The organism is Pseudomonas sp. 6D_7.1_Bac1 (genome assembly GCF_025465945.1).
GTDB lineage: Bacteria > Pseudomonadota > Gammaproteobacteria > Pseudomonadales > Pseudomonadaceae > Aquipseudomonas.
In genome coordinates, this window is sequence record NZ_JANLNW010000070.1 from 1 (window position 1) to 20,646 (window position 20,646).

The 20,646-nt window shown below is 59.8% G+C and carries 20 protein-coding genes; 11 read left to right on the forward strand and 9 right to left on the reverse strand.

The features are described 5' to 3' along the window. Positions 1-186 precede the first annotated feature (186 nt). Together NTD87_RS18330 and NTD87_RS18335 are read right to left on the reverse strand one after the other, a co-directional pair. Complete coding sequence (locus NTD87_RS18330; protein ID WP_109627832.1) at positions 187-1,680, reverse strand: CoA-acylating methylmalonate-semialdehyde dehydrogenase; 1,494 nt, start codon at positions 1,678-1,680, stop codon at positions 187-189. Between the two features lie 75 nt (positions 1,681-1,755). Then, positions 1,756-3,105 (reverse strand): aspartate aminotransferase family protein, encoded by a 1,350-nt coding sequence (locus NTD87_RS18335; RefSeq protein WP_262115492.1) that lies wholly within the window; start codon positions 3,103-3,105, stop codon positions 1,756-1,758. A 138-nt stretch (positions 3,106-3,243) separates the two neighbouring features. On the opposite strand from NTD87_RS18335, the gene NTD87_RS18340 reads away from it, so the two are divergent. The 3 genes from NTD87_RS18340 to NTD87_RS18350 all read left to right on the forward strand — a co-directional run bounded on the left by NTD87_RS18340 (position 3,244) and on the right by NTD87_RS18350 (position 5,530). Continuing rightward, positions 3,244-4,164 (forward strand): LysR family transcriptional regulator, encoded by a 921-nt coding sequence (locus NTD87_RS18340; RefSeq protein ID WP_262115494.1) that lies wholly within the window; start codon positions 3,244-3,246, stop codon positions 4,162-4,164. A gap of 110 nt (positions 4,165-4,274) precedes the next feature. Then, positions 4,275-4,937 (forward strand): TetR/AcrR family transcriptional regulator, encoded by a 663-nt coding sequence (locus tag NTD87_RS18345; RefSeq protein WP_262115496.1) that lies wholly within the window; start codon positions 4,275-4,277, stop codon positions 4,935-4,937. A gap of 11 nt (positions 4,938-4,948) precedes the next feature. Further along, a complete protein-coding gene (locus tag NTD87_RS18350; RefSeq protein WP_262115497.1) occupies positions 4,949-5,530 on the forward strand; it encodes an IMPACT family protein in 582 nt (193 codons plus the stop codon). Positions 5,531-5,869: 339 nt separating this feature from the next. Here the strand turns inward: NTD87_RS18350 and NTD87_RS18355 are convergent, their stop codons facing one another. Beyond that, the gene (locus NTD87_RS18355; RefSeq protein ID WP_262115499.1) at positions 5,870-6,322 is read right to left on the reverse strand and encodes a hypothetical protein; all 453 of its coding nucleotides are present in this window, start codon (positions 6,320-6,322) and stop codon (positions 5,870-5,872) included. Positions 6,323-6,404: 82 nt separating this feature from the next. On the opposite strand from NTD87_RS18355, the gene NTD87_RS18360 reads away from it, so the two are divergent. The 4 genes from NTD87_RS18360 (at position 6,405) to NTD87_RS18375 (ending at position 10,219) form a co-directional block, all read left to right on the forward strand. Then, positions 6,405-6,755 (forward strand): MerR family transcriptional regulator, encoded by a 351-nt coding sequence (locus tag NTD87_RS18360; protein WP_262115501.1) that lies wholly within the window; start codon positions 6,405-6,407, stop codon positions 6,753-6,755. A 28-nt stretch (positions 6,756-6,783) separates the two neighbouring features. Next, positions 6,784-7,470 carry an SDR family oxidoreductase gene (locus NTD87_RS18365; RefSeq protein ID WP_262115502.1) on the forward strand — a complete coding sequence of 229 codons (687 nt, stop codon included), beginning with the start codon at positions 6,784-6,786 and terminating at the stop codon, positions 7,468-7,470. 269 nt (positions 7,471-7,739) lie between these two features. Beyond that, positions 7,740-9,098 (forward strand): 8-oxoguanine deaminase, encoded by a 1,359-nt coding sequence (locus tag NTD87_RS18370; RefSeq protein ID WP_262115504.1) that lies wholly within the window; start codon positions 7,740-7,742, stop codon positions 9,096-9,098. Between the two features lie 167 nt (positions 9,099-9,265). Beyond that, a complete protein-coding gene (locus tag NTD87_RS18375) occupies positions 9,266-10,219 on the forward strand; it encodes an adenosine deaminase (protein ID WP_262115506.1) in 954 nt (317 codons plus the stop codon). A 117-nt stretch (positions 10,220-10,336) separates the two neighbouring features. On the opposite strand, the gene NTD87_RS18380 is transcribed toward NTD87_RS18375, so the two are convergent. Together NTD87_RS18380 and NTD87_RS18385 are read right to left on the reverse strand one after the other, a co-directional pair. Then, a complete protein-coding gene (locus NTD87_RS18380; protein WP_262115507.1) occupies positions 10,337-11,719 on the reverse strand; it encodes an MFS transporter in 1,383 nt (460 codons plus the stop codon). A gap of 136 nt (positions 11,720-11,855) precedes the next feature. Next, the gene (locus tag NTD87_RS18385; RefSeq protein ID WP_262115509.1) at positions 11,856-12,590 is read right to left on the reverse strand and encodes an ArsR/SmtB family transcription factor; all 735 of its coding nucleotides are present in this window, start codon (positions 12,588-12,590) and stop codon (positions 11,856-11,858) included. A gap of 541 nt (positions 12,591-13,131) precedes the next feature. Here NTD87_RS18385 and NTD87_RS18390 point away from each other — a divergent pair. After that, on the forward strand, positions 13,132-13,302 hold the full coding sequence (locus NTD87_RS18390; RefSeq protein ID WP_262115511.1) for a hypothetical protein: 171 nt from the start codon (positions 13,132-13,134) through the stop codon (positions 13,300-13,302). Position 13,303: 1 nt separating this feature from the next. Here NTD87_RS18390 and NTD87_RS18395 read toward each other — a convergent pair whose 3' ends face one another. Both NTD87_RS18395 and NTD87_RS18400 read right to left on the reverse strand, forming a co-directional pair. Continuing rightward, positions 13,304-14,497 carry a multidrug effflux MFS transporter gene (locus tag NTD87_RS18395; RefSeq protein WP_262115513.1) on the reverse strand — a complete coding sequence of 398 codons (1,194 nt, stop codon included), beginning with the start codon at positions 14,495-14,497 and terminating at the stop codon, positions 13,304-13,306. 94 nt (positions 14,498-14,591) lie between these two features. Then, complete coding sequence (locus NTD87_RS18400) at positions 14,592-14,792, reverse strand: heavy-metal-associated domain-containing protein (protein WP_262115514.1); 201 nt, start codon at positions 14,790-14,792, stop codon at positions 14,592-14,594. Between the two features lie 146 nt (positions 14,793-14,938). Here NTD87_RS18400 and NTD87_RS18405 point away from each other — a divergent pair, with 146 nt between their 5' ends. From NTD87_RS18405 to cueR, 3 genes are all read left to right on the forward strand, one after another. Then, on the forward strand, positions 14,939-15,316 hold the full coding sequence (locus tag NTD87_RS18405) for a hypothetical protein (protein WP_262115515.1): 378 nt from the start codon (positions 14,939-14,941) through the stop codon (positions 15,314-15,316). 80 nt (positions 15,317-15,396) lie between these two features. Next, positions 15,397-17,793, forward strand: coding sequence for a heavy metal translocating P-type ATPase (locus NTD87_RS18410; RefSeq protein ID WP_262115517.1), 2,397 nt, complete (start codon positions 15,397-15,399; stop codon positions 17,791-17,793). Next, positions 17,790-18,203: a Cu(I)-responsive transcriptional regulator gene (gene cueR, locus NTD87_RS18415; RefSeq protein ID WP_054594157.1), complete on the forward strand. Its 414-nt coding sequence runs from the start codon at positions 17,790-17,792 to the stop codon at positions 18,201-18,203. Before NTD87_RS18410 ends, cueR begins: the two co-directional genes overlap by 4 nt. On the opposite strand, the gene NTD87_RS18420 is transcribed toward cueR, so the two are convergent. Both NTD87_RS18420 and NTD87_RS18425 read right to left on the reverse strand, forming a co-directional pair. Next, on the reverse strand, positions 18,157-19,392 hold the full coding sequence (locus NTD87_RS18420; protein WP_262115518.1) for an MFS transporter: 1,236 nt from the start codon (positions 19,390-19,392) through the stop codon (positions 18,157-18,159). The genes cueR and NTD87_RS18420 overlap by 47 nt on opposite strands. A gap of 237 nt (positions 19,393-19,629) precedes the next feature. Continuing rightward, on the reverse strand, positions 19,630-20,523 hold the full coding sequence (locus tag NTD87_RS18425) for a PA4780 family RIO1-like protein kinase (RefSeq protein ID WP_262115520.1): 894 nt from the start codon (positions 20,521-20,523) through the stop codon (positions 19,630-19,632). Between the last annotated feature and the right edge of the window lie 123 nt (positions 20,524-20,646).

Genomic DNA, 20,646 nt, shown 5'->3' on the forward strand with positions numbered 1-20,646 from the left:
TGCGTAACTCTTTGTTTACCAAGGAGTTTTCCGTTTCGACTGCGCCGGAAGTGGGGCGAATTATAGACTTCCAGAATCTGCCGTCAACACCTATTTTCATAAATCTGTCATATCGGTCAAAAAGCCCCGAAAACACGAAGGCCGGTCCCCCTATTCAATAGAGGGACCGGCCTTCTGCCCTTCTACTTACAAGCTAGGGAATGCGAACTGCGAAGCTTCATGGCTCGCGCGCTGTGGCCAGCGCTGGGTAATTGCCTTGCGACGGGTGTAGAAACGCACTCCATCCGGGCCATAAGCATGCAGATCGCCAAACAGCGAACGCTTCCAGCCACCAAAGCTGTGATACGCCACAGGAACCGGCAGCGGAACGTTGACCCCAACCATGCCGACTTCGATCTCGTCGCAGAACAACCGTGCTGCTTCGCCGTCACGGGTAAAGATACAAGTGCCATTGCCGTATTCGTGATCGTTGATCAGCTGCATCGCCTCCTCCAGGCTGTTGACCCGGACGACGCACAGCACCGGCCCGAAGATCTCTTCCTTATAGATGCGCATCTCTGGCGTGACGTTATCGAACAGGCAGCCACCCAGGAAGAAGCCTTCCTCATGACCGGCAACGCTCAGACCACGACCATCGACGACCAGGGAAGCACCAGAAGAAACGCCGTCTTCTATATAGCCACTGACTTTGTCGCGAGCCTGCCCGGAAACCAGCGGCCCCATGTCCAGACCACAGGAAGTGCCAGCACCGATTTTCAGCGCCTTGATTTGCGGAACCAATTTGGCCACCAGCGCATCCGCCACTTGATCGCCGACGCACACGGCCACCGAGATCGCCATGCAACGCTCACCACAGGAACCGTAAGCCGCGCCCATCAGAGCACTGACCGCGTTATCCAGATCGGCATCCGGCATCAGCACCGCGTGGTTCTTCGCCCCGCCCAGTGCCTGGACACGTTTGCCGCGCTTAGTGCCTTCGGCGTAAATGTATTCGGCAATCGGCGTCGAGCCGACAAAGCTCAGCGCTTTGACTTCAGGTGCTTCGATCAACGCATCTACCGCAGCCTTGTCACCGTGAACCACGCTCAACACGCCTTTGGGCAGGCCCGCTTCCAGCAGGAGCTGAGCGATCAGCAGCGTCGAGCTTGGATCACGCTCGGACGGTTTGAGGATGAAGCAGTTACCGCAGACGATCGCCAGCGGATACATCCACAGCGGCACCATCGCCGGGAAGTTGAACGGCGTGATACCGGCCACTACGCCCAACGGCTGAAAGTCCGACCAGGCATCGATGTTCGGGCCGACGTTGCGGCTGTACTCGCCCTTGAGGATTTCCGGTGCCGCACAGGCGAACTCGACGTTCTCGATACCGCGCTTCAGTTCACCGGCAGCGTCTTCCAACGTCTTGCCGTGCTCTTCGCTGATCAATTGAGCAATACGCGCTTCGTTCTGCTCGAGCAATTGCTTGAAACGGAACATCACCTGAGCACGCTTGGCCGGTGGCGTGTTGCGCCAGGCCGGAAATGCAGCCTTGGCCGAGTCGATGGCTTTTTGAATGGTTTCACGGCTGGCCAATGGCAATTTGTGGATCGCCTGGCCAGTGGACGGGTTAAACACGTCGGCAGTGCGACCGTCTTCGGTCACCAGTTCACCATTGATCAAATGCGGGATGAGGCTCATGCGGGGCTCCTGAAAAGTTGTCCACAGGCGCCCATCGCTGGGCGCCTGTTGTTTGTTCTTATATAGAGGGAGGAATCAGTCGATCTTGTTCAGTACTTCGCCGACTGCATCGAACAGACGATCAAGGTCCTGCGGCTTGCTGTTGAAGGTTGGGCCGAACTGCAAGGTGTCGCCGCCGAAGCGCACATAGAAGCCAGCCTTCCACAGCGCCATGCCTGCCTCGAACGGACGCACGATGGCGTCGCCGTCACGCGCAGCGATCTGGATCGCACCGGCCAAACCGTAGTTGCGGATATCGATGACGTTCTTCGAACCTTTCAGACCGTGCAGGGCATTCTCGAAATGCGGCGCGACTTCGGCCACGCTCTGCACCAGGTTTTCCTTTTGCAGCAAGTCGAGTGCCGCCAGGCCAGCAGCGCAGGCCACCGGGTGCGCGGAATAGGTGTAACCGTGCGGGAATTCCACCGCATATTCCGGCGTCGCCTGGTTCATGAACGTCTGGTAGATCTCCGAGCTGGCGATCACCGCGCCCATCGGGATGGCGCCGTTGGTGACTTGCTTGGCGATGCACATCAGGTCCGGGGTCACGCCGAAGCTGTCAGCACCAAACATCGAGCCCGTACGACCAAAGCCGGTGATGACTTCATCGAATACCAGCAGGATGTTGTGCTGATCGCAGATTTCGCGCAGACGCTTCAGATAACCCTGCGGCGGAACCAGTACACCGGCAGAACCGGCCATTGGCTCGACGAACACCGCAGCAATGTTCGACGCGTCGTGCAACTCGATCAGTTTGAGCAGCTCATCGGCCAGAGCGATACCGCCCTCTTTCGGCATGCCACGGGAATAGGCATTGCTGGCCAGCAGGGTGTGCGGCAGGTGGTCGACGTCCATCATCGCCTGACCAAACAGCTTACGGTTGCCGTTAACGCCGCCCAGGCTGGTGCCGGCGATGTTCACGCCGTGGTAACCGCGGGCACGGCCGATCATTTTGGTTTTGCTCGACTGGCCTTTCAGGCGCCAGTAGGCGCGGACCATCTTCACTGCCGTATCGGCGCACTCGGAACCGGAGTCGGTAAAGAACACGTGGTTCAGATTACCCGGGGTCAGATCGGTGATTTTCTCGGCGAGCTGGAACGACAACGGGTGACCGTACTGGAAGCCCGGCGAGTAATCGAGGGTGCCCAATTGCTTGGCGACTGCTTCCTGGATTTCCTTGCGGGTATGCCCGGCACCGCAGGTCCACAGACCGGACAGCGAGTCATAGACTTTACGGCCCTTGTCGTCGATCAAGTAGCTACCTTCAGCGGCAACGATCAGACGTGGGTCACGCTGGAAGTTGCGGTTAGCGGTGTATGGCATCCAGTGAGCATCAAGTTTGAGTTGGCTGGCCAGGGAGACCGGAGCGTTTTCAGGCACGTTCATGAGCAAAACCTCGCAGGGCAATAAGCGGCGTAGGGATTAAAAGCGTTGTTGCAGCTAAGTTGCCACGGCGATAAAGTCGGTGAAATCCAACTTTTGTAACCTTCAGTCAGCCATCCACTAAACTTTCGAGTAAGAAGCATGAGCAGCCGCCGACCCGACCCACTGGCGCAAGTCAGTGACTTTGATATCCGCCTGCTGCGGATCTTTCGCAGTGTGGTCGAATGCGGCGGCTTCTCCGCGGCGGAAAGCGTGCTCGGGATTGGACGCTCGGCCATCAGCCAGCAGATGAGCGATCTCGAACAACGTCTTGGCCTGCGCTTGTGCCAGCGTGGTCGCGCCGGGTTCTCGCTGACGGAAGAAGGTCGCGAGGTCTATCAATCGGCGTTGCAACTATTAAGTGCGCTGGAAAGTTTCCGTACCGAGGTCAACGGGCTGCACCAGCACTTGCGCGGCGAATTAACCATTGGCCTGACCGACAACCTGGTCACCCTGCCCCACATGCGCATCACCCATGCACTGGCACAGTTGAAAGAGCGCGGGCCGGACGTGCAGATCCAGATCCGCATGATCGCGCCCAACGAAGTCGAACAAGGTGTGCTCGACGGTCGCTTGCATGTCGGCGTGGTGCCACAGGCCAGTGCGTTGTCGGGTCTTGAGTATCAGCCGCTGTACAGCGAACGCTCACTGCTTTACTGCGCGGTCGGTCATCCGCTGTTTTATGTCGACGATAAACAGCTGGACGATGAACGCCTCAATAGCCAGGACGCCATCGCCCCGACCTTCCGTTTACCGGCCGAGATCCAGGCGCATTACCAGGCCCTCAATTGCACCGCCAGCGCATCGGACCGCGAAGGCATGGCGTTTCTGATTCTGACCGGGCGCTACATCGGTTACCTGCCGGACCATTACGCCAGCCTGTGGCTGCAGCAAGGTCGCTTGCGCGCGCTCAAACCCGACGCACGCTTTTATGACCTGAGCCTGGCGTCGGTCACGCGCAAGGGGCGTCGCCCACATTTGGTGCTGGAAAGCTTCCTGGAGAGCCTCGCGGCGACCCGCTAAAAACCTTGAAAACCCTCGTTTTAAGGCTTTTATGGCGACAAGACTTGTCGGATTTCTGTGGGTGCGCTATCAACGCACAGGCGCACCCATTGACCAGCCCGGAAACGTCCATGACCTTTGAAATCCCAGCCCACGCAGGTGCTCACCCCGGCAAACCCGCCAGCCGTATTCGTCAGAAGAACGAAGAGACGATCCTCAAAGCCGCCGAAGTCGAATTCGCCCGTCACGGCTTCAAGGGCACCAGCATGAACACCATCGCGCAAAACGCCGGGCTGCCCAAGGCCAATCTGCATTACTACTTCACCAACAAGCTTGGGCTGTACATCGCGGTGTTGAGCAACATCATTCAGTTGTGGGACAGCACCTTCAATACCCTGACGTGCGACGACGATCCGACTGAAGCGCTGACCCGCTACATACGCGCCAAGATGGAATTTTCCCGCCGCCAGCCACAAGCCTCGCGGGTGTTCGCCATGGAAGTCATCAGCGGCGGTGAATGCCTGACCGAGTACTTCAACCAGGATTACCGCGCCTGGTTCCAGGGCCGCGCGAATGTGTTTCAGGCCTGGATCGATGCCGGCAAGATGGACCCCGTGGACCCGGTGAACCTGATCTTCCTGTTGTGGGGCAGCACTCAGCATTACGCCGACTTCGCGACTCAAATCTGCCGCGTGAGCGGTCGCACCAAGCTGACCAAACAGGACATGGAAGACGCCGGCGATAATCTGATTCGTATCATTCTCAAAGGCTGCGGCCTCACTCCTGCCATTTAAGACGTTCAGCCATGCCATTCACCCTTGTCGGTCTTTGCGAATACCGCGAAGAGATTCGCAAAAGCCGCTTTATCGCCCTCGCGGCACCGATCAGCAGTGCTGCCGAGGCGCAGGCGTTTATCGAGCAGCACAGCGACCTGAACGCGTCACACAATTGCTGGGCCTGGAAACTCGCCGATCAGTACCGCAGCAGTGACGATGGCGAACCGGGCGGCACCGCTGGCCGGCCGATACTCGCGGCGATCGAAGCGCAGGACTGCGACCAGGTCGCGGTCGTGGTAATTCGCTGGTACGGCGGCATTCAACTGGGCACCGGCGGCCTCGCCCGTGCGTACGGTGGCAGCGCCAACAAGTGTCTGCAAGGCGCCGAACGGATTGCCCTGATCAGCCGAGTGCCGGTCAGCTGTGCCTGCGGTTTCAGCGAATTGGCGCTGGTCAAACTGCGGGTGGCGGAACTGGGCGGGTTGGTGGTGGAAGAAACCTTCACGGCCAACGGTGTGGAACTGCAACTGGCCGTCGGTGCGACGCAGATCGATACCTTGCAGAGCCAACTGGCGGATTTGAGTCGCGGACGGATTGTGTTGCAGCACTGACAACGTTGCGATTTTTGGAGGCATTGACCCCATGCCAACCTTCCCGACACTTGCCCACAACCGCTGTGCACCCGACTGTGGATAACCTGAGCACATCGCGCTGTAACCCTTCTGCAACGTGGCTTTGCGGCCATTGATCATTTTTCGTTCAATTCGCCATCCACGCGTCCAATTCCGCTGCAAAACAAACAGTTAGGGCGGTTTAGCACCATTAGAACAAAGCCTCTTAGTGCTTATGCCCGAGCGTTGGGCTTGCACACAAATACTGTGGAGCAACCTGTGGATAACCCGTTCATGGCTCGCGCAGTTGCATAGCCGGCATAGCTCGTAGCCTGATGATCATTTTTTAACCAGATTACTGAGGACCAATCCTGCAGGAGCCGGGCTTGCCCGCGATGACTGCCGCACAGGCAACACTTGAGCGACACCCCATGCCAATTCAAAGAACAGGAAAACCACCAACAGCGTAGTCGCACCATGGGCCAGCGCATATGCCTGCCAGGCGGCAAACAGAAACCGTCCTGCTGCGTCATAGCGGCCATATACCTGCTGTGGGTCACGTATGCGCAGCACCGACCAGACGCACACTATCGAGCCCAGCAAATTAGCCATCAGCATGTGCATGGGTTCGAACGGTGGGAGTTCGCCCGGCAGGTTCAAGGTGTGGCTGAGGCTCAGCAGCAAGCCGTGTAGCACGGTAAACGTCCAGGGTGTGACAAATGCGGCCGTGACGATCAGGTCATACCAGGCACTGCTGCGCACCAGATTTTGGTATTGCGAAGGGGTCCACATGGATACGACTCCAATGATTCGAGGAGCAAACAGGCTAAAGCCTGGAGTATGCTCCAGGGTCAAGCCTCAACGAGTAGAGAAAATGCGCATCGGTGAATTAGCCCTGGCCAGCGCCGTCAGCCGCGATACCTTGCGTTTCTACGAGCAGCGCGGATTGATCGCCGCCCAACGCAGCGCCAACGGTTACCGCGACTATCCTGAGGAAATGGTGCAACTGGTGCTCTACATCAAGACAGCACAACGCCTGGGCTTTACGCTGGGCGAGATCGGCAGCAGCGTCTCCTCGCTGTGGCAGGCACCCGACCCTTCGAGCGCCGTCAGTCAACTGCTGCAAGACAAACTGAACCTGATCGAAACCCGGATCTTCGAGCTGGGCGAGTTACGTCAGGAGTTGCAGCAACGGCTCGGGCAACGCTGTCCATTGAACCCATGACCCTCTTTTTTTTTCAAGGAAGCCACTCATGTCTACGGCAAAAACCGCACTGATCATCGGCGCCTCACGGGGCTTGGGCCTCGGGCTGGTGAAAACCCTGTTGGCGGACGGCTGGCACGTCACCGCCACGGTGCGTAACCCGCAGAACGCCGAGGCGTTGCGGGCACTGGGCAAGGTGCAGATTGAAAAACTCGACATGGACGATCAACAAGCAGTGATCGCCCTCAGCCAACATCTCAAAGACCAGGTGTTCGACCTGCTGTTCGTCAACGCCGGGGTCAAAGGCCCGGAGGTGCAGACACCGGGCGGCGCAACGTTGGCCGAGGTGGGCCAGTTGTTCTTCACCAACGCCGTGGCACCGATCAATCTGGCCCAGCGCTTCGTCGGACAGATCCGCGAAGGCAGCGGCGTATTGGCGTTCATGAGTTCAGTGCTCGGCAGCGTGACCATGCCTGACGCACCAGAGCTGGCACTGTACAAGGCCAGCAAGGCGGCGCTGAATTCGATGACCAACAGCTTCGTCACGCAGTTGGGCGAACAGACACTCACCGTGCTGTCGCTGCATCCGGGTTGGGTGAAGACCGACATGGGCGGCGAAGGCGCAGACATCGATGTCGACACCAGTACCCGTGGGCTGGTCGATCAGGTGAATGCTTACGCTGGCAAGGGTGGGCATCACTTCATCAATTACAAAGGTGAAACCATTCCCTGGTAACACCACACCCCATCCCCTGTGGGAGCGAGCTTGCTCCGGGCGGCGATCCGACGATAGCCGACTGACAGTCGACATCAGCGTTGGATGTAAAGTCGTCATCGCGAGCAAGCTCGCTCCCACAGGTCATGCGTCGGTCCTGTGGTAGCGACACTTGCCCGAAAAGCGCTTTTGATCGAAACTTCGCACTCGTCCCCGCGGCGACCCTGGATCAGCAGACAGGGCAACACTGAGCTGGCGAACCTGAACCCAACTTTCAGAGGAGCCGGCAAATGCCTGCGACCCGTATCTGGTTAAAAAATCCCCTCGCGATCTTCACTGCCAACGGCCTCGATGCCCGTGGCGGCCTGGTGCTGCAAGACGGTTTGATCGTCGAAGTGCTCGGTGTCGGCCAACAACCGGCGACGCCCTGTGGACAAATCTTCGATGCCCGCGAGCATGTGATCCTGCCGGGGCTGATCAACACCCACCATCACTTCTATCAAACCCTGACCCGCGCCTGGGCGCCGGTGGTCAATCAGCCGCTGTTCCCCTGGTTGAAAACCCTCTACCCGGTCTGGGCCCGACTGACACCGGAAAAGCTCGCACTGGCGACCAAGGTGGCCTTGGCCGAATTGCTGCTGTCGGGTTGCACCACTGCCGCCGACCACCATTACCTGTTTCCCGATGGCCTGGAAAACGCCATCGACGTGCAGGTCGAAAGCGTGCGTGAACTGGGCATGCGCGCCATGTTGACCCGTGGTTCGATGAGCCTCGGCGAAAAGGATGGAGGCCTGCCGCCACAGCAAACCGTACAGCAAGGGGAGGTGATTCTCGCCGACAGCCAGCGCCTGATCGCCGAGTACCACGAACGTGGCGAAGGTGCGCAAATCCAGATCGCCCTGGCGCCCTGCTCGCCGTTCTCGGTCACGCCGCAGATCATGTCGGCCAGTGCCGAACTAGCGAACACGCTGGATGTACGCCTGCATACCCACCTGGCCGAAACCCTCGACGAAGAAGACTTCTGCCTGCAACGCTTCGGCCTGCGCACCGTGGACTATCTGGACAGCGTCGGCTGGCTCGGCCCGCGCACCTGGCTGGCCCACGGCATTCACTTCAACCCCGACGAAATCGCCCGCCTCGGCGCGGCGGGCACCGGCATTTGCCATTGCCCAAGCTCGAACATGCGCCTGGCGTCGGGTATCTGCCCAACCCTGGATCTGACCGCTGCCGGCGCACCACTCGGGTTGGGGGTCGACGGTTCGGCGTCCAACGATGCCTCGAACATGATCCTCGAAACCCGTCAGGCGCTGTACCTGCAACGGCTGCGTTATGGCGCCGAGAAAATCACCCCGGAGCTGGTGCTGGGCTGGGCCACCCAGGGTTCGGCGAAGCTGTTGGGTCGCAGCGATATTGGCGAACTGGCGGTGGGCAAGCAAGCGGACCTGGCGTTGTTCAAACTCGATGAACTGCGCTTCTCCGGCAGCCATGACCCGATTTCGGCGCTGCTGCTGTGTGGTGCTGACCGTGCGGACCGGGTGATGGTCGGCGGCAAATGGCGAGTGATCGATGGGCAGGTTGAAGGGCTGGATCTGAAAGGTTTGATTGCCGATCACAGTCAGGCGGCGCGGCAGTTGATCAGCGGCGTCTGACCTGACGCCATCGTGGGCAACGGCTAGGTGTTGCCCACGCTGGCCGACACCTTACGCTTATCGTCGGGTACAGGAGGTGGTTTGCTGAACCGGCTGGTCAGGTTTTACTCATTGTTTCAGCGAGCATCTGTAGAATGTTCGCCATCTGCACCTGATGAGAAAAGAATATGTACGACTGGCTGAACGCCCTGCCCAAGGCAGAACTGCACCTGCACCTGGAGGGCTCGCTGGAGCCTGAGTTGCTGTTCGCCCTGGCCGAACGCAACAAGATTGCCCTACCGTGGAGCGACGTTGAAACCCTGCGCAAGGCCTACGCCTTCAACAACCTGCAAGAGTTCCTGGATCTGTATTACCAAGGCGCCGATGTGTTGCGCACCTCTCAGGATTTCTACGACCTGACCTGGGCCTACCTGTTGCGTTGCAAGGCGCAGAACGTGATTCACACCGAACCGTTCTTCGATCCGCAGACCCACACCGACCGTGGGGTGCCGTTCGAAGTGGTGCTCAACGGCATCGCCAGCGCATTGAAAGATGGTGAGCAGCAACTGGGCATCACCAGCGGTTTGATCCTCAGCTTCCTGCGCCACTTGAGCGAAGAAGAAGCCCAGAAAACCCTCGACCAGGCGCTGCCGTTCCGCGATGCGTTTGTCGCCGTCGGCCTGGACAGCTCAGAGATGGGTCACCCGCCAAGCAAGTTCCAGCGCGTGTTCGATCGCGCCCGTCACGAAGGTTTCCTGACCGTTGCTCACGCCGGTGAAGAAGGCCCGCCGGAGTACATCTGGGAAGCCCTCGATCTGCTGAAAATCCAGCGTATCGACCATGGCGTGCGCGCCATCGAAGACGAACGCCTGATGCAGCGGATCATCGACGAGCAGATTCCGCTGACCGTATGCCCGCTGTCCAATACCAAGCTGTGCGTGTTTGATCACATGTCCCAGCACAACATTCTCGACATGCTTGAGCGTGGTGTGAAGGTCACAGTGAACTCGGATGACCCGGCGTATTTCGGCGGTTATGTCACCGAGAACTTCCATGCGCTGTACACCCATTTGGGCATGACCCAGGATCAGGCCAAGCGTCTGGCGCAGAACAGCCTGGATGCGCGGTTGGTCAAACCGTAAGCCTCACCGCAAAACCAATGTGGGAGCGAGCCTGCTCGCGATGACGGTCTGACAGTCACTGCAACGGCGTCTGTCCAGCCGCTATCGCGAGCAGGCTCGCTCCCACAGGGTTCAACTTCAACCGACGGTCACTGCCTCACTCAACTCCTCCAGCGTCTTGCCCCGCGTTTCCATCCCGAACAGCCAGACCACGCCCGCGGCAATCGCGAAACACATCGCGCCCAAGGCGAACACCCCACCTTGCCCGGTGATCGGGAACACCAGCCCGGTGACCAATGGCCCGAGCAATGAGCCGACCCGGCCAATCGCCGAGGCAAACCCGGAACCGGTAGCCCGCGCCGAAGTGGGATAGAGCTCCGGGGTGTAGGTGTAGAGCACGGCCCACATGCCGAACAGGAAGAACTGCATCAGCAGACCGGAACTGATCAACAGACTGACGTTGCCGCCAAACACCGCGCTCTGCCCATACAAAAAAGCCATCACCCCACCACCGAGCAAAGTGATGATGCACACCGGTTTGCGCCCCCAACGCTCCACCAGCCAGGCAGCCATGAGAAACCCGGGAATCCCGCCGAGGGAAATCAGCACGGTGTAATACACCGACTGCGTTACGGCAAACCCCGACTGTTGCAGCAATGCGCTGAGCCAGGACGTCAGGCCATAGAAACCCAGCAAGGCAAAAAACCAGACGCTCCAGATCATCATCGTGCGCTGGTAATACAGCGGCGACCAGATTTCACGCAAGGCCGAGAAAAAGTGGCCCGGGCGACTCTCGATCCTCGGCAAACGAATCGGCTCTGGCAGGTCGGTGCGCCCCAGCGAGCCACGCACCTTGTCTTCAATGCGTTGCAAAACCTTGTCCGCGGCGGCGTGATGCCCGGCCTGTTCCAGCCAGCGTGGCGACTCGGGAATGAAGAAGCGGATCGCCAGCACAAACACTGCAGGCACCGCCAACACCAGAAAAATATCGCGCCAGCCAATCAGTGGTAACAGAAAGTAAGACAACACGCCCGCCGCCACAAACCCCAGCGGCCAGAAACCATCCATCAACGCGATATAGCGCCCGCGCCGCTTGGCCGGGATCAGTTCGGACAACATCGATTGGGCGATCGGAAACTCCATGCCCATGCCGATCCCCAGGAGGACACGAAACAGCGTCAGCATCTCGACGGTTTGCGCCGTAGAACAGAGGTAACTGGCGATACCCCATAACACGATGCTCCACTGGAACACCGGTTTGCGCCCGAAGCGGTCGGCGAGCATCCCGGACAATGACGCGCCGAGCACCATGCCGAAGAAACTCGAACTGGCCAACAACCCGGCCTGCGCCGTGCTCAAGCCGAACTCGGCTTTGATCGAACCCAGGAGGAACGTCATCATTGCCAGGTCCATGGAGTCGAAGAGAAACGCCAGGGCAATAATGATGAAAATGATCCGGTGATAACCGCTGATGGGCAGTCGCTCCAGACGTTCTGCCGCGCTATAGCCTTGCGTATCCATGCTGTATGCCCCCAACTCGATAATCCCCGAATCGAGTGTGCGGGATCGCCTGGGGTGACTATTGCTGGATACGACCTGGCCACAGCTCTGAGCGACGTCTGAAACCACTGGCCACAGACGTCGACATCAAGCGCTGCTAAAGGGCCATTTCCAACTCGGCCTCTTTGGCGAACAGATCGATTTCACGCTGGCCGGCCGCCGTGATCTGCAGAACGCGTGTGTCGCTGGGCAGATGCAACCAGCCGGATTGCATGAACAGTTGCAACACCGCGGCCCCCAGTGTGCCGCCCAGGTGTGGTCGGCGCTCGCTCCAGTCAGGGCAGGCGCAGGCAACGCTGGAGGTGCTGTGAGCCAATGCCTGAATGAACACGCCGTGGGTCGCAAACTGATTGGCACCTTTGTGGGTCACGATGACGCGCTTGTCCAACTGTTCGATCCAGCCGGCATCCAGCATCCGCTGATACAGATCGGCCGCCAGACTTCCCCCCAGATGGTCTTCACAGAGCCTGGCCCGAAGCAATGAAGAAGGTGCCGTTCGCGCTTTCGTCAATGGGGCGGTGCGCTTGAGCAACGCTGGAACCTTGCCTGGTAAACTGGCCAGAGTGGCGCTGGCCAGCGCTTCAACCGCTGCGGCGATTTCGGGAGCCGCAAGCCGGAAAAACCGCTTGCGCCCACGCTCCTCGACTTTCAACAGTCCACCGCCGGACAAACGCCCCAGATGCGCATTGGCCGATGACGGCGACAAGCCTGCCAGCAATGCCAACTCCTCTGATTGTCGTGCAGTTCCGTCCATCAAGGCCCACATCATCGCGCTACGCTTCGGGTCTGCCAGCAACGTGGCTATCTGGCTGATGCAAGGTGCATGTTCCATGTATTCACTCCCTGTTGAATCATTTGTCTACTGCTCTGGGACATCTTGGCCAGTCATGTGCTGCCGGCCAAGGCGTGAAAACCGCCAAAAGCCGGGCGGTGTAACCAACGGATGCGACAAGCCTCTTTGAAAACCCCGACCGGGCTCAACGACGATCAGCGCAGCGTCCAACCGGTTTGAACGAGGTTTCGCAAATTCGCGAACAACGGTGCGACGTCGGGCAGGCATTAGTATAAGCGCGATGATCTTCGGTTCCTGCTCGCAGGGCGCTTTTGGAGGTGATAGTTCCTGCCAGAATTTTCCCTATTTGCGTGCGACTACTCGCCCGAGACGAACATTGTCGGTAAATGCCCCGACAATGTGGCACATCGCGATTCGAGCATTTCACGCAGAAGGATTTAGATGGCAGTGTGTTCCGATTGCTGTATCAGAAACGGACTACACCGTCAGTCTGAGGAGTTGATCCGCGTCACAACAGCGATCAAATTCGGGTCTACAATCGAGCCTCTCGCAGCGCAATTTTTACGTGAGGAAGTCAGCAATGAAGATCCTGATAAAAGAATTGGCAAAGTCCCAGTGGCAGGTCCGCCTGGACAACCACGCAGTGAACTTCCGCAGTGAAGCCGAAGCCCGTGCTTTTACCTCGACCCTTGAGGCCCGATTGCAAGCTCCTCATTACCTCCCCCAACGCCAGCAGCGAGCAGCCGGCTGACTCAAACCACGGCCTGCGCTACCCGAGCGATTTGCAGCCGGCGGGTGAGCATCGCGACGCTCACCACCAATACTCCGCACAGACTGATGACCATCGCCATCGGCATGGCGGTGCCATCGTGCAACACGCCCACCAACGCAGCCGCACCGGCGGCAACACTGAACTGCAAGCAACCGAGCATTGCCGAGGCACTGCCCGCGCGCGCGCCTTGCCCGCTCATGGCGCACGCCGACGCGTTGGGAATGATGCAACCCAGACTTGCGATGCAGACAAACAGTGGAATCAACAACGGCCACAAATGCTCGGTATGCAGTGAACTGACCGCCAGCAACGTCAGGCCTGCCGCCAGATAAATCCATACGGTGCGCGCCAGCAAAAATGCCGGGCCGCGTTTGGAGAGCAACCGCGCGTTGACCTGAGCTACCAAAATGAAGCCCGCCGCGTTGGTGCCGAACAGCCAACCGAAGTGCTCGGCCGGGACACCGTAAAGCTTGATGAATACGAAAGGTGAACCGGCGATGTAGGCAAACATCCCGGCAATGGCGATGCCACCGGTCAAGGCATGGCCGAGAAAAATCTTGTCAGAGAGCAGTCGACCGTACTGGCGCAAGGAACCTGACAATGGTTGACGTGGCTGATTGGCCGGCAAGCTTTCCGGCAGGCCCACTGCAACCGCCAGGGCCGCCAACGCACTGAACGCCGTCAACGCGATAAAGATCGACTGCCAGCCGTGCAGGTTGACCAGCAGACCGCCAAGCATCGGTGCAAGAATCGGTGCCAGGCCCATCACCAGCATCAACTGGGAAAAGACTTTCGCCGAACCCACCGCGTCGCACTTGTCGCTGACCACTGCACGGGAAATCACCATCCCGGCGCAGCCGCCCAACGCCTGGACGAAACGTGCGGCGATCAACCACTCGAGGCTCGGCGCAAACGCGCACACCAGCGATGCCAGGGTAAACAGGCCGACACCCACCAGCAGCGGAATGCGTCGGCCGAAGCGGTCAGCCACCGGGCCGTAAGCCAACTGGCCAATCGACAGGCCCAGGAAGTAGGCCGCCAGGGTCAGCTGAACATGTTTTTCATCGGTGCCGAAAGCCGCCGCCATGGCCGGAAAGGCTGGCAGATAAAAATCGATGGCCAACGGCCCGAAAGCGCTCAGGGCGCCAAGAATCAGAATGGTACGGAGGTTCATCAGGCGTCCAGTTATACGTCAGTCGGCAGCCCGACAGTCTAGCCGCGCTTGGACGCCTTGAACATTCCGATAGGTCGCTAACTAATAAAAAGGTTCAGGCCAGCTTCACCTCATAACCTTCTTCGCTGATCAGATGGATGACTTGATCAGCCGACAGCTCACCGCTCTCGACGCCCACTTCCTTCGCCGCGAGGTCAACCCGAACGCTGGCCGCCGGATCCCTGGCTTGCAGTGCCTGGGTAATGGCCCGAACACAGTGACCACACGACATTCCTTGAACGTTGAATACTTGCATGAGAGAGCTCCTTTGATGAGGTGGAAGCCAGTCTTGAGCTTGCCATCGTGACAAGGTCAAGTTCTAAAGTGATCTGCCGGGCTGGCAATCAGCGTCGCGCTCGGCCAAGCTGCGCCATCAATGACTCAAAAGCAGGAGATGCAGCCATGCGCTGGTCAGTTTTCAGCCTACTCGGCATGCTCAGTCTTTTCGCCGCCGCGCCCTCGGCCAGCGCCGAAGACTACGGTGTGCTGATCATTTCTCGCGAGCGCCTGGAAGTCGCGACCTCGTGCGAGATTGGCGTGTACGTCCAGGATCAGTTGTCGGCGCGACTGTTCCAGGAACAGAGCACTTCGTTCAACTTGCCGCCGGGTAGCTACTCCTTGCGGCTCAAACTGCTACCCGGCCAGGCACCAGGCTGCAACGCCGGGATGCTGGCCCCCGGTTCGCAGAACATCACGTTGCGCGCGGGTGACATCTTGAAGTTCCGCATCGCCATGAACCCGCAAGGCATGTACCTCAAGAAGGCATCATTGGGGTATTGACCCACAGGACAGATTGGCGCTTGACCTTGCCCGCGTGGCAAGGTTGATCCTGTAGGTCATTTCTACAGGGAGTAAGACCGATGTCCGATTCCACCACCTTCGATCTACCGATCTCCGGTATGACCTGCGCCAGCTGCGCCGGGCGTGTCGAGCGTGCGTTGAGTAAAGTTCTCGGCGCAAGTGCCGTCAGCGTCAATCTGGCCACCGAGCAAGCTCGTGTCCAGGCCCCTCGCGACAGCTTGCCGGCGCTGATGGAAGCGGTGCAGCAAGCCGGATACAACGTGCCCTCCCATAGTCTGGAGCTGAGCATCGGCGGGATGACCTGCGCCTCGTGCGCCGGTCGGGTCGAACGTGCCTTGAGTAAAATCACCGGAGTGACAAGGGTCAGCGTTAACCTGGCCAACGAACGCGCACACCTCGAACTGCTCGGTCAGATCGAGCCCCACGTATTGATCGGCGCAGTCAGCAAGGCCGGTTACATCGCCAGCGTCTGGCAAGCCGAGCAGTCCACCCACACCGATCAAGAACAACGTCTGCGCCGTGAACGATGGAGCTTGCTGCTGGCAATCGCTCTGGCCTTGCCGCTGGTGCTGCCGATGCTGATACAGCCGTTCGGCCTGCACTGGATGCTCCCGGCCTGGGCGCAGTTTGCGTTGGCAACCCCGGTGCAATTCATCTTCGGCGCACGCTTTTATGTCGCCGCGTGGAAGGCCGTAAAGGCGGGCGCAGGCAACATGGACCTGCTGGTAGCCCTAGGCACCAGCGCTGGATATGGCTTGAGCATTTACCTCTGGGTCACCGCCAGCGCTGGCGGCGAGCCGCACCTTTATTTCGAAGCTTCAGCGGTGGTGATCGCGTTGGTGTTACTGGGAAAATACCTGGAAAGCCGCGCCAAACGCCAGACCGCCAGCGCCATTCGCGCCCTTGAAGCCTTGCGGCCGGAGCGAGCGATTCAGGTGATCGACGGCCATGAACAGGATGTCGCCATCAGCGCGTTGCGCCTGGGCGATCTGGTACTGGTCAAACCTGGCGAACGCTTCCCGGTAGACGGTGAAGTGGTCGAAGGCCAGAGCCACGCCGACGAAGCGCTGATCAGCGGTGAAAGCCTGCCGGTGCCAAAACAACCCGGCGACAAAGTCACTGGCGGTGCGATCAACGGCGAAGGCCGGCTGCTGGTTCGGACTCAGGCCCTTGGCGCGGAAACCGTGCTGGCGCGAATCATCCGTCTGGTGGAAGACGCCCAGGCCGGCAAGGCACCGATTCAAAGGCTGGTGGATAAAGTCAGTCAGGTGTTCGTGCCAGTGGTGTTGCTGTTGGCATTGGCGACCTTGATCGGCTGGTGGCTGTACGGCGCGCCGCTGGAAACGGCGGTCATCAACGCTGTCGCGGTGTTGGTGATCGCCTGCCCTTGCGCGCTGGGCCTGGCAACGCCCACGGCGATCATGGCCGGCACCGGCGTGGCCGCACGTCACGGGATTCTGATCAAGGACGCGCAAGCACTGGAGCGCGCCCATGAAGTCAGCGTGGTGGTGTTCGACAAGACCGGCACACTGACGTCCGGCACCCCACGCATCGCTCACTTGCGCGCCATCGATGGCAACGAAGCAACGCTGCTGCAACAGGCCGGCGCCCTGCAACGCGGCAGCGAACACCCACTGGCCAAAGCCGTGTTGGACGCCTGCGCCGAGCGTGACTTGTCGGTGGCCGATGTCAGCGCCAGCCAATCACTGACCGGTCGCGGCATTGCCGGCACGCTGGAAGGCCGCCGGTTGGCGCTGGGTAACCGCCGTCTGCTGGAAGAAAGCGGCTTGAGCGCCGGCCCCTTGGCCGATGCTGCAAAGGCCTGGGAAGCCGAGGGTCGGACCCTGTCCTGGCTGGTCGAGCAAAGCCCCGCGCCGCGCGTGCTGGGACTGTTCGCCTTTGGTGACACCCTCAAGCCTGGCGCGCTGCAAGCTATTGAAGAACTCCAGGGGCAACACATCGGCAGCCACCTGCTGACGGGCGACAACCGTGGCAGTGCCCGGGTGGTTGCCGAGGCGCTGGGCATCCGTAACGTCCACGCCGAAATGCTGCCGGCCGAAAAAGCTTCGACCGTCACCGAGCTGAAAAAGACCGGCGTGGTGGCAATGGTTGGCGACGGCATCAACGACGCTCCGGCGCTGGCGGCGGCGGATATCGGTATCGCCATGGGCGGCGGCACCGACGTTGCGATGCACGCGGCCGGGATCACTCTGATGCGCGGCGATCCTCGGCTGGTGCCGGCGGCGCTGGAGATCAGCCGCAAGACCTATGCGAAGATCCGCCAGAACCTGTTCTGGGCCTTCGTCTACAACCTGATCGGGATTCCGCTGGCAGCGTTCGGCTTGCTCAACCCGGTACTGGCCGGTGCGGCGATGGCCTTGTCGAGCGTCAGTGTGGTGAGCAATGCTTTACTGCTCAAAACCTGGAAGCCGAAAGACCTGGAGGACGTTGAATGAACATCGGTCAAGCAGCCAGACACAGCGGCCTGAGCGCCAAGATGATTCGCTATTATGAATCGATCGGCCTGCTCAAGGCCGCGCATCGCACCGACAGCGGCTATCGCATCTATGGCGATGATGACCTGCACAGCCTGGCGTTCATCAAGCGTTCACGCGATCTCGGGTTTTCTCTGGAAGAGGTCGGTAAATTGCTGACCCTCTGGCAGGACCGCCAACGGGCCAGCGCCGACGTCAAGGCACTGGCCCGCCAGCACATCGATGAGCTGAACCAGAAAATCCGCGAGCTCGGCCAGTTGCGCGATACCTTGCAGGATCTGGTGGAACATTGTCAGGGCGATCACCGCCCGGACTGCCCGATTCTCAAGGAGCTGGCGTCGGGCTGCTGCGCCGAGCCCGCTCGCCCCTGATCGCCAACACCTTCAGCACCAGCAGGGTGCTGAGGGGAATTGCGTGAAACAGCGCCACCACCATACCGGGTGCCCACCAACCGTAGAACGGCGCGGCGATCAACATGCCGACGCCGAACCCGGTCATTTGCAGCAAGGTCAGAAAGCTGAAAATCGGCAGGCGAAGACTGTCCGGTTCACGCTGCAAGCGCGACATCAGCCCGACCTCGGAAAACCCGTCGCCCAATCCCGCCGGTAATGCAAACAGCAGCAAGCCGTAAAGGCTCTGTTGCTGGAACATCAGAATGAAGCCGCTGGACATCAACAATACGCCGAAGAAAAACCGCCGTTCCAGGTTTGAGTTCTCCGACCCCGGCAAGCGACTGGCCACCCGTGCGCCGATCAACTTGCCGCACGCCCAGACCGCCAACATCAGGCCCAGCGTGGTGCTGGCCGACTCAGGTGTCAGCAGTTTCGAAATGATCGGGAAACCCACGTTGTGCGCGGCACTGCCCAGGGTGTCGGCCATCGCCAGCGCCAGCATCGCAGCGATGACCGGTGAGCTGCGCAGGCCTTGGCGCAGCACGGTCCATTCGCCACGATTGTGGGTTGGCTCAGCACTCGGTTCAGGCCTGGAAAATCGCAACGGCACAATGAATAGCGCCGCCAACAGATAAGTGACAACGTTCAGCGCAAACACCGTTTCAAAGCCAAAACCTGCCACCAGCAACCCGGAAACCAGACTCCCGCCAACCATCGCTGCGGACGAAGCCGAAGTGATCCAGGCATTGGTCTTCAGCAGTTGTTCCCCAGCGATCATGTGCGGCAACTGACTGTTAAGGCCGATGGCGAACATCGAGTTGCCAAACCCCAGGCCAAAAGCGATCACCGGTAATAGCAGCGCTTGCTGTGACACCGGCAGCACAAGCAACAGGCCTAACAGCCCGGCACGCAGCAGATCAAAGGCTACCAGCGGCAAGCGCCCGCCCCGGCGTCGGTAGAATGCGGTACCGATAAGGCTGGCGAAAATTCCACCGGCCACCCGGCTGGCGAGAAAGATCCCGACGGCCATGGCGCTGTTGCTCAGCAGGTAAACGTAAGTGGCCAGCGCCACCATGTTGAGAAAAGCACCGAAGTCCGAGACCAGGCGCGCAGCGATGATCAGTTGGGCGTTGCGGGTGGATTGGTGGGGCGTGGGTTCGGTGTTCACAATCGTCCTTGACCGAGAGTTACCTTGGGTGCCGTGCAGTTAACGCGATTTAACAACCTGCGGATACTCATGTGGGAGCGAGCCTGCTCGCGATGAGACCGGCACATCCAACATTGAGGTTACCTGACACACCGCTATCGCGAGCAGGCTGCTCCCACAGTGGTTCTATGTTGAATTTAATTTTCGGGCAGGACACCCACAAAAAACCCGGCCAAAGCCGGGTTTCTCGTCAACCGATCACTGCATCCACGGTGGAGGCGGTTCTTCGGTTTTGCTCGGCGGAGCATCGTCTGCGGCGCGAACCGCTTGCCGACGCTCCTCATCAAGGCGCGCGGCCTCGATCTCACGCATGATGCCGCCAACGTCCGCGAGCTCTTCCGGCTCGTCGAACTCGCCGGTCAAAACGCTGGCCGGGTGCAGGGTGCCGGCTTCATACAGGGCCCACATTTCCTTGGCGTACTTGGTCCGTTTCAACTCCGGGGCAAAGCGCCCGAAGTACGAAGCCATGTTGCCCACATCACGCTCCAGCATGCTGAACGCGTGGTTGTTGCCGGCAGCGTCCACCGCCTGGGGCAGGTCGATGATCACTGGGCCGTCCGGGGTCAGCAGCACGTTGAACTCGGACAGGTCACCGTGCACCAGGCCAGTACACAGCATCAGCACGATCTGCGAAATCAGGAAGGCGTGGTACTCGCGCGCCTGATCCGCTTCCAGCACCACGTCATTGAGACGCGGCGCGGCATCGCCGAACTCATCCGCCACCAGCTCCATCAGCAGCACGCCTTCCAGGAAGTCGAACGGCTTGGGCACTCGCACTCCGGCACTGGCCAGACGGAACAACGCCGCAACTTCGGCGTTCTGCCAGGCGTCTTCGGTTTCTTTACGACCGAACTTGGAGCCCTTGGCCATCGCGCGAGCCTGACGGCTGTTGCGCACCTTGCGGCCTTCCTGATACTCGGCCGCCTGACGAAAACTTCGTTTATTCGCCTCCTTGTAGACCTTCGCGCAACGTAACTCGTTACCGCAGCGCACCACATAAACAGCTGCTTCTTTACCACTCATGAGTGGGCGCAGCACCTCGTCAACCAGACCGTCCTCGATCAGCGGTTCAATGCGTTTTGGAGTCTTCATCAGCTTTTATTGTGGGTCCTTTATTACCAAACACGCGAATATCATTCGTTATACGGCAATCCTCGCACGGCGGGGAGGATTTGCCGACCTATGAACGTTGCGCAAGCACTCAATGTGCCAGAT

Bases quoted from the DNA above. Each gene is read 5' to 3' on its own strand.
- NTD87_RS18330 (WP_109627832.1), bottom strand. From the start codon at position 1,680: ATGAGCCTCATCCCGCATTTGATCAATGGTGAACTGGTGACCGAAGAC.
- NTD87_RS18335 (WP_262115492.1), bottom strand. From the start codon at position 3,105: ATGAACGTGCCTGAAAACGCTCCGGTCTCCCTGGCCAGCCAACTCAAA.
- NTD87_RS18340 (WP_262115494.1), top strand. From the start codon at position 3,244: ATGAGCAGCCGCCGACCCGACCCACTGGCGCAAGTCAGTGACTTTGAT.
- NTD87_RS18345 (WP_262115496.1), top strand. From the start codon at position 4,275: ATGACCTTTGAAATCCCAGCCCACGCAGGTGCTCACCCCGGCAAACCC.
- NTD87_RS18350 (WP_262115497.1), top strand. From the start codon at position 4,949: ATGCCATTCACCCTTGTCGGTCTTTGCGAATACCGCGAAGAGATTCGC.
- NTD87_RS18355 (WP_262115499.1), bottom strand. From the start codon at position 6,322: ATGTGGACCCCTTCGCAATACCAAAATCTGGTGCGCAGCAGTGCCTGG.
- NTD87_RS18360 (WP_262115501.1), top strand. From the start codon at position 6,405: ATGCGCATCGGTGAATTAGCCCTGGCCAGCGCCGTCAGCCGCGATACC.
- NTD87_RS18365 (WP_262115502.1), top strand. From the start codon at position 6,784: ATGTCTACGGCAAAAACCGCACTGATCATCGGCGCCTCACGGGGCTTG.
- NTD87_RS18370 (WP_262115504.1), top strand. From the start codon at position 7,740: ATGCCTGCGACCCGTATCTGGTTAAAAAATCCCCTCGCGATCTTCACT.
- NTD87_RS18375 (WP_262115506.1), top strand. From the start codon at position 9,266: ATGTACGACTGGCTGAACGCCCTGCCCAAGGCAGAACTGCACCTGCAC.
- NTD87_RS18380 (WP_262115507.1), bottom strand. From the start codon at position 11,719: ATGGATACGCAAGGCTATAGCGCGGCAGAACGTCTGGAGCGACTGCCC.
- NTD87_RS18385 (WP_262115509.1), bottom strand. From the start codon at position 12,590: ATGGAACATGCACCTTGCATCAGCCAGATAGCCACGTTGCTGGCAGAC.
- NTD87_RS18390 (WP_262115511.1), top strand. From the start codon at position 13,132: ATGAAGATCCTGATAAAAGAATTGGCAAAGTCCCAGTGGCAGGTCCGC.
- NTD87_RS18395 (WP_262115513.1), bottom strand. From the start codon at position 14,497: ATGAACCTCCGTACCATTCTGATTCTTGGCGCCCTGAGCGCTTTCGGG.
- NTD87_RS18400 (WP_262115514.1), bottom strand. From the start codon at position 14,792: ATGCAAGTATTCAACGTTCAAGGAATGTCGTGTGGTCACTGTGTTCGG.
- NTD87_RS18405 (WP_262115515.1), top strand. From the start codon at position 14,939: ATGCGCTGGTCAGTTTTCAGCCTACTCGGCATGCTCAGTCTTTTCGCC.
- NTD87_RS18410 (WP_262115517.1), top strand. From the start codon at position 15,397: ATGTCCGATTCCACCACCTTCGATCTACCGATCTCCGGTATGACCTGC.
- cueR (WP_054594157.1), top strand. From the start codon at position 17,790: ATGAACATCGGTCAAGCAGCCAGACACAGCGGCCTGAGCGCCAAGATG.
- NTD87_RS18425 (WP_262115520.1), bottom strand. From the start codon at position 20,523: ATGAAGACTCCAAAACGCATTGAACCGCTGATCGAGGACGGTCTGGTT.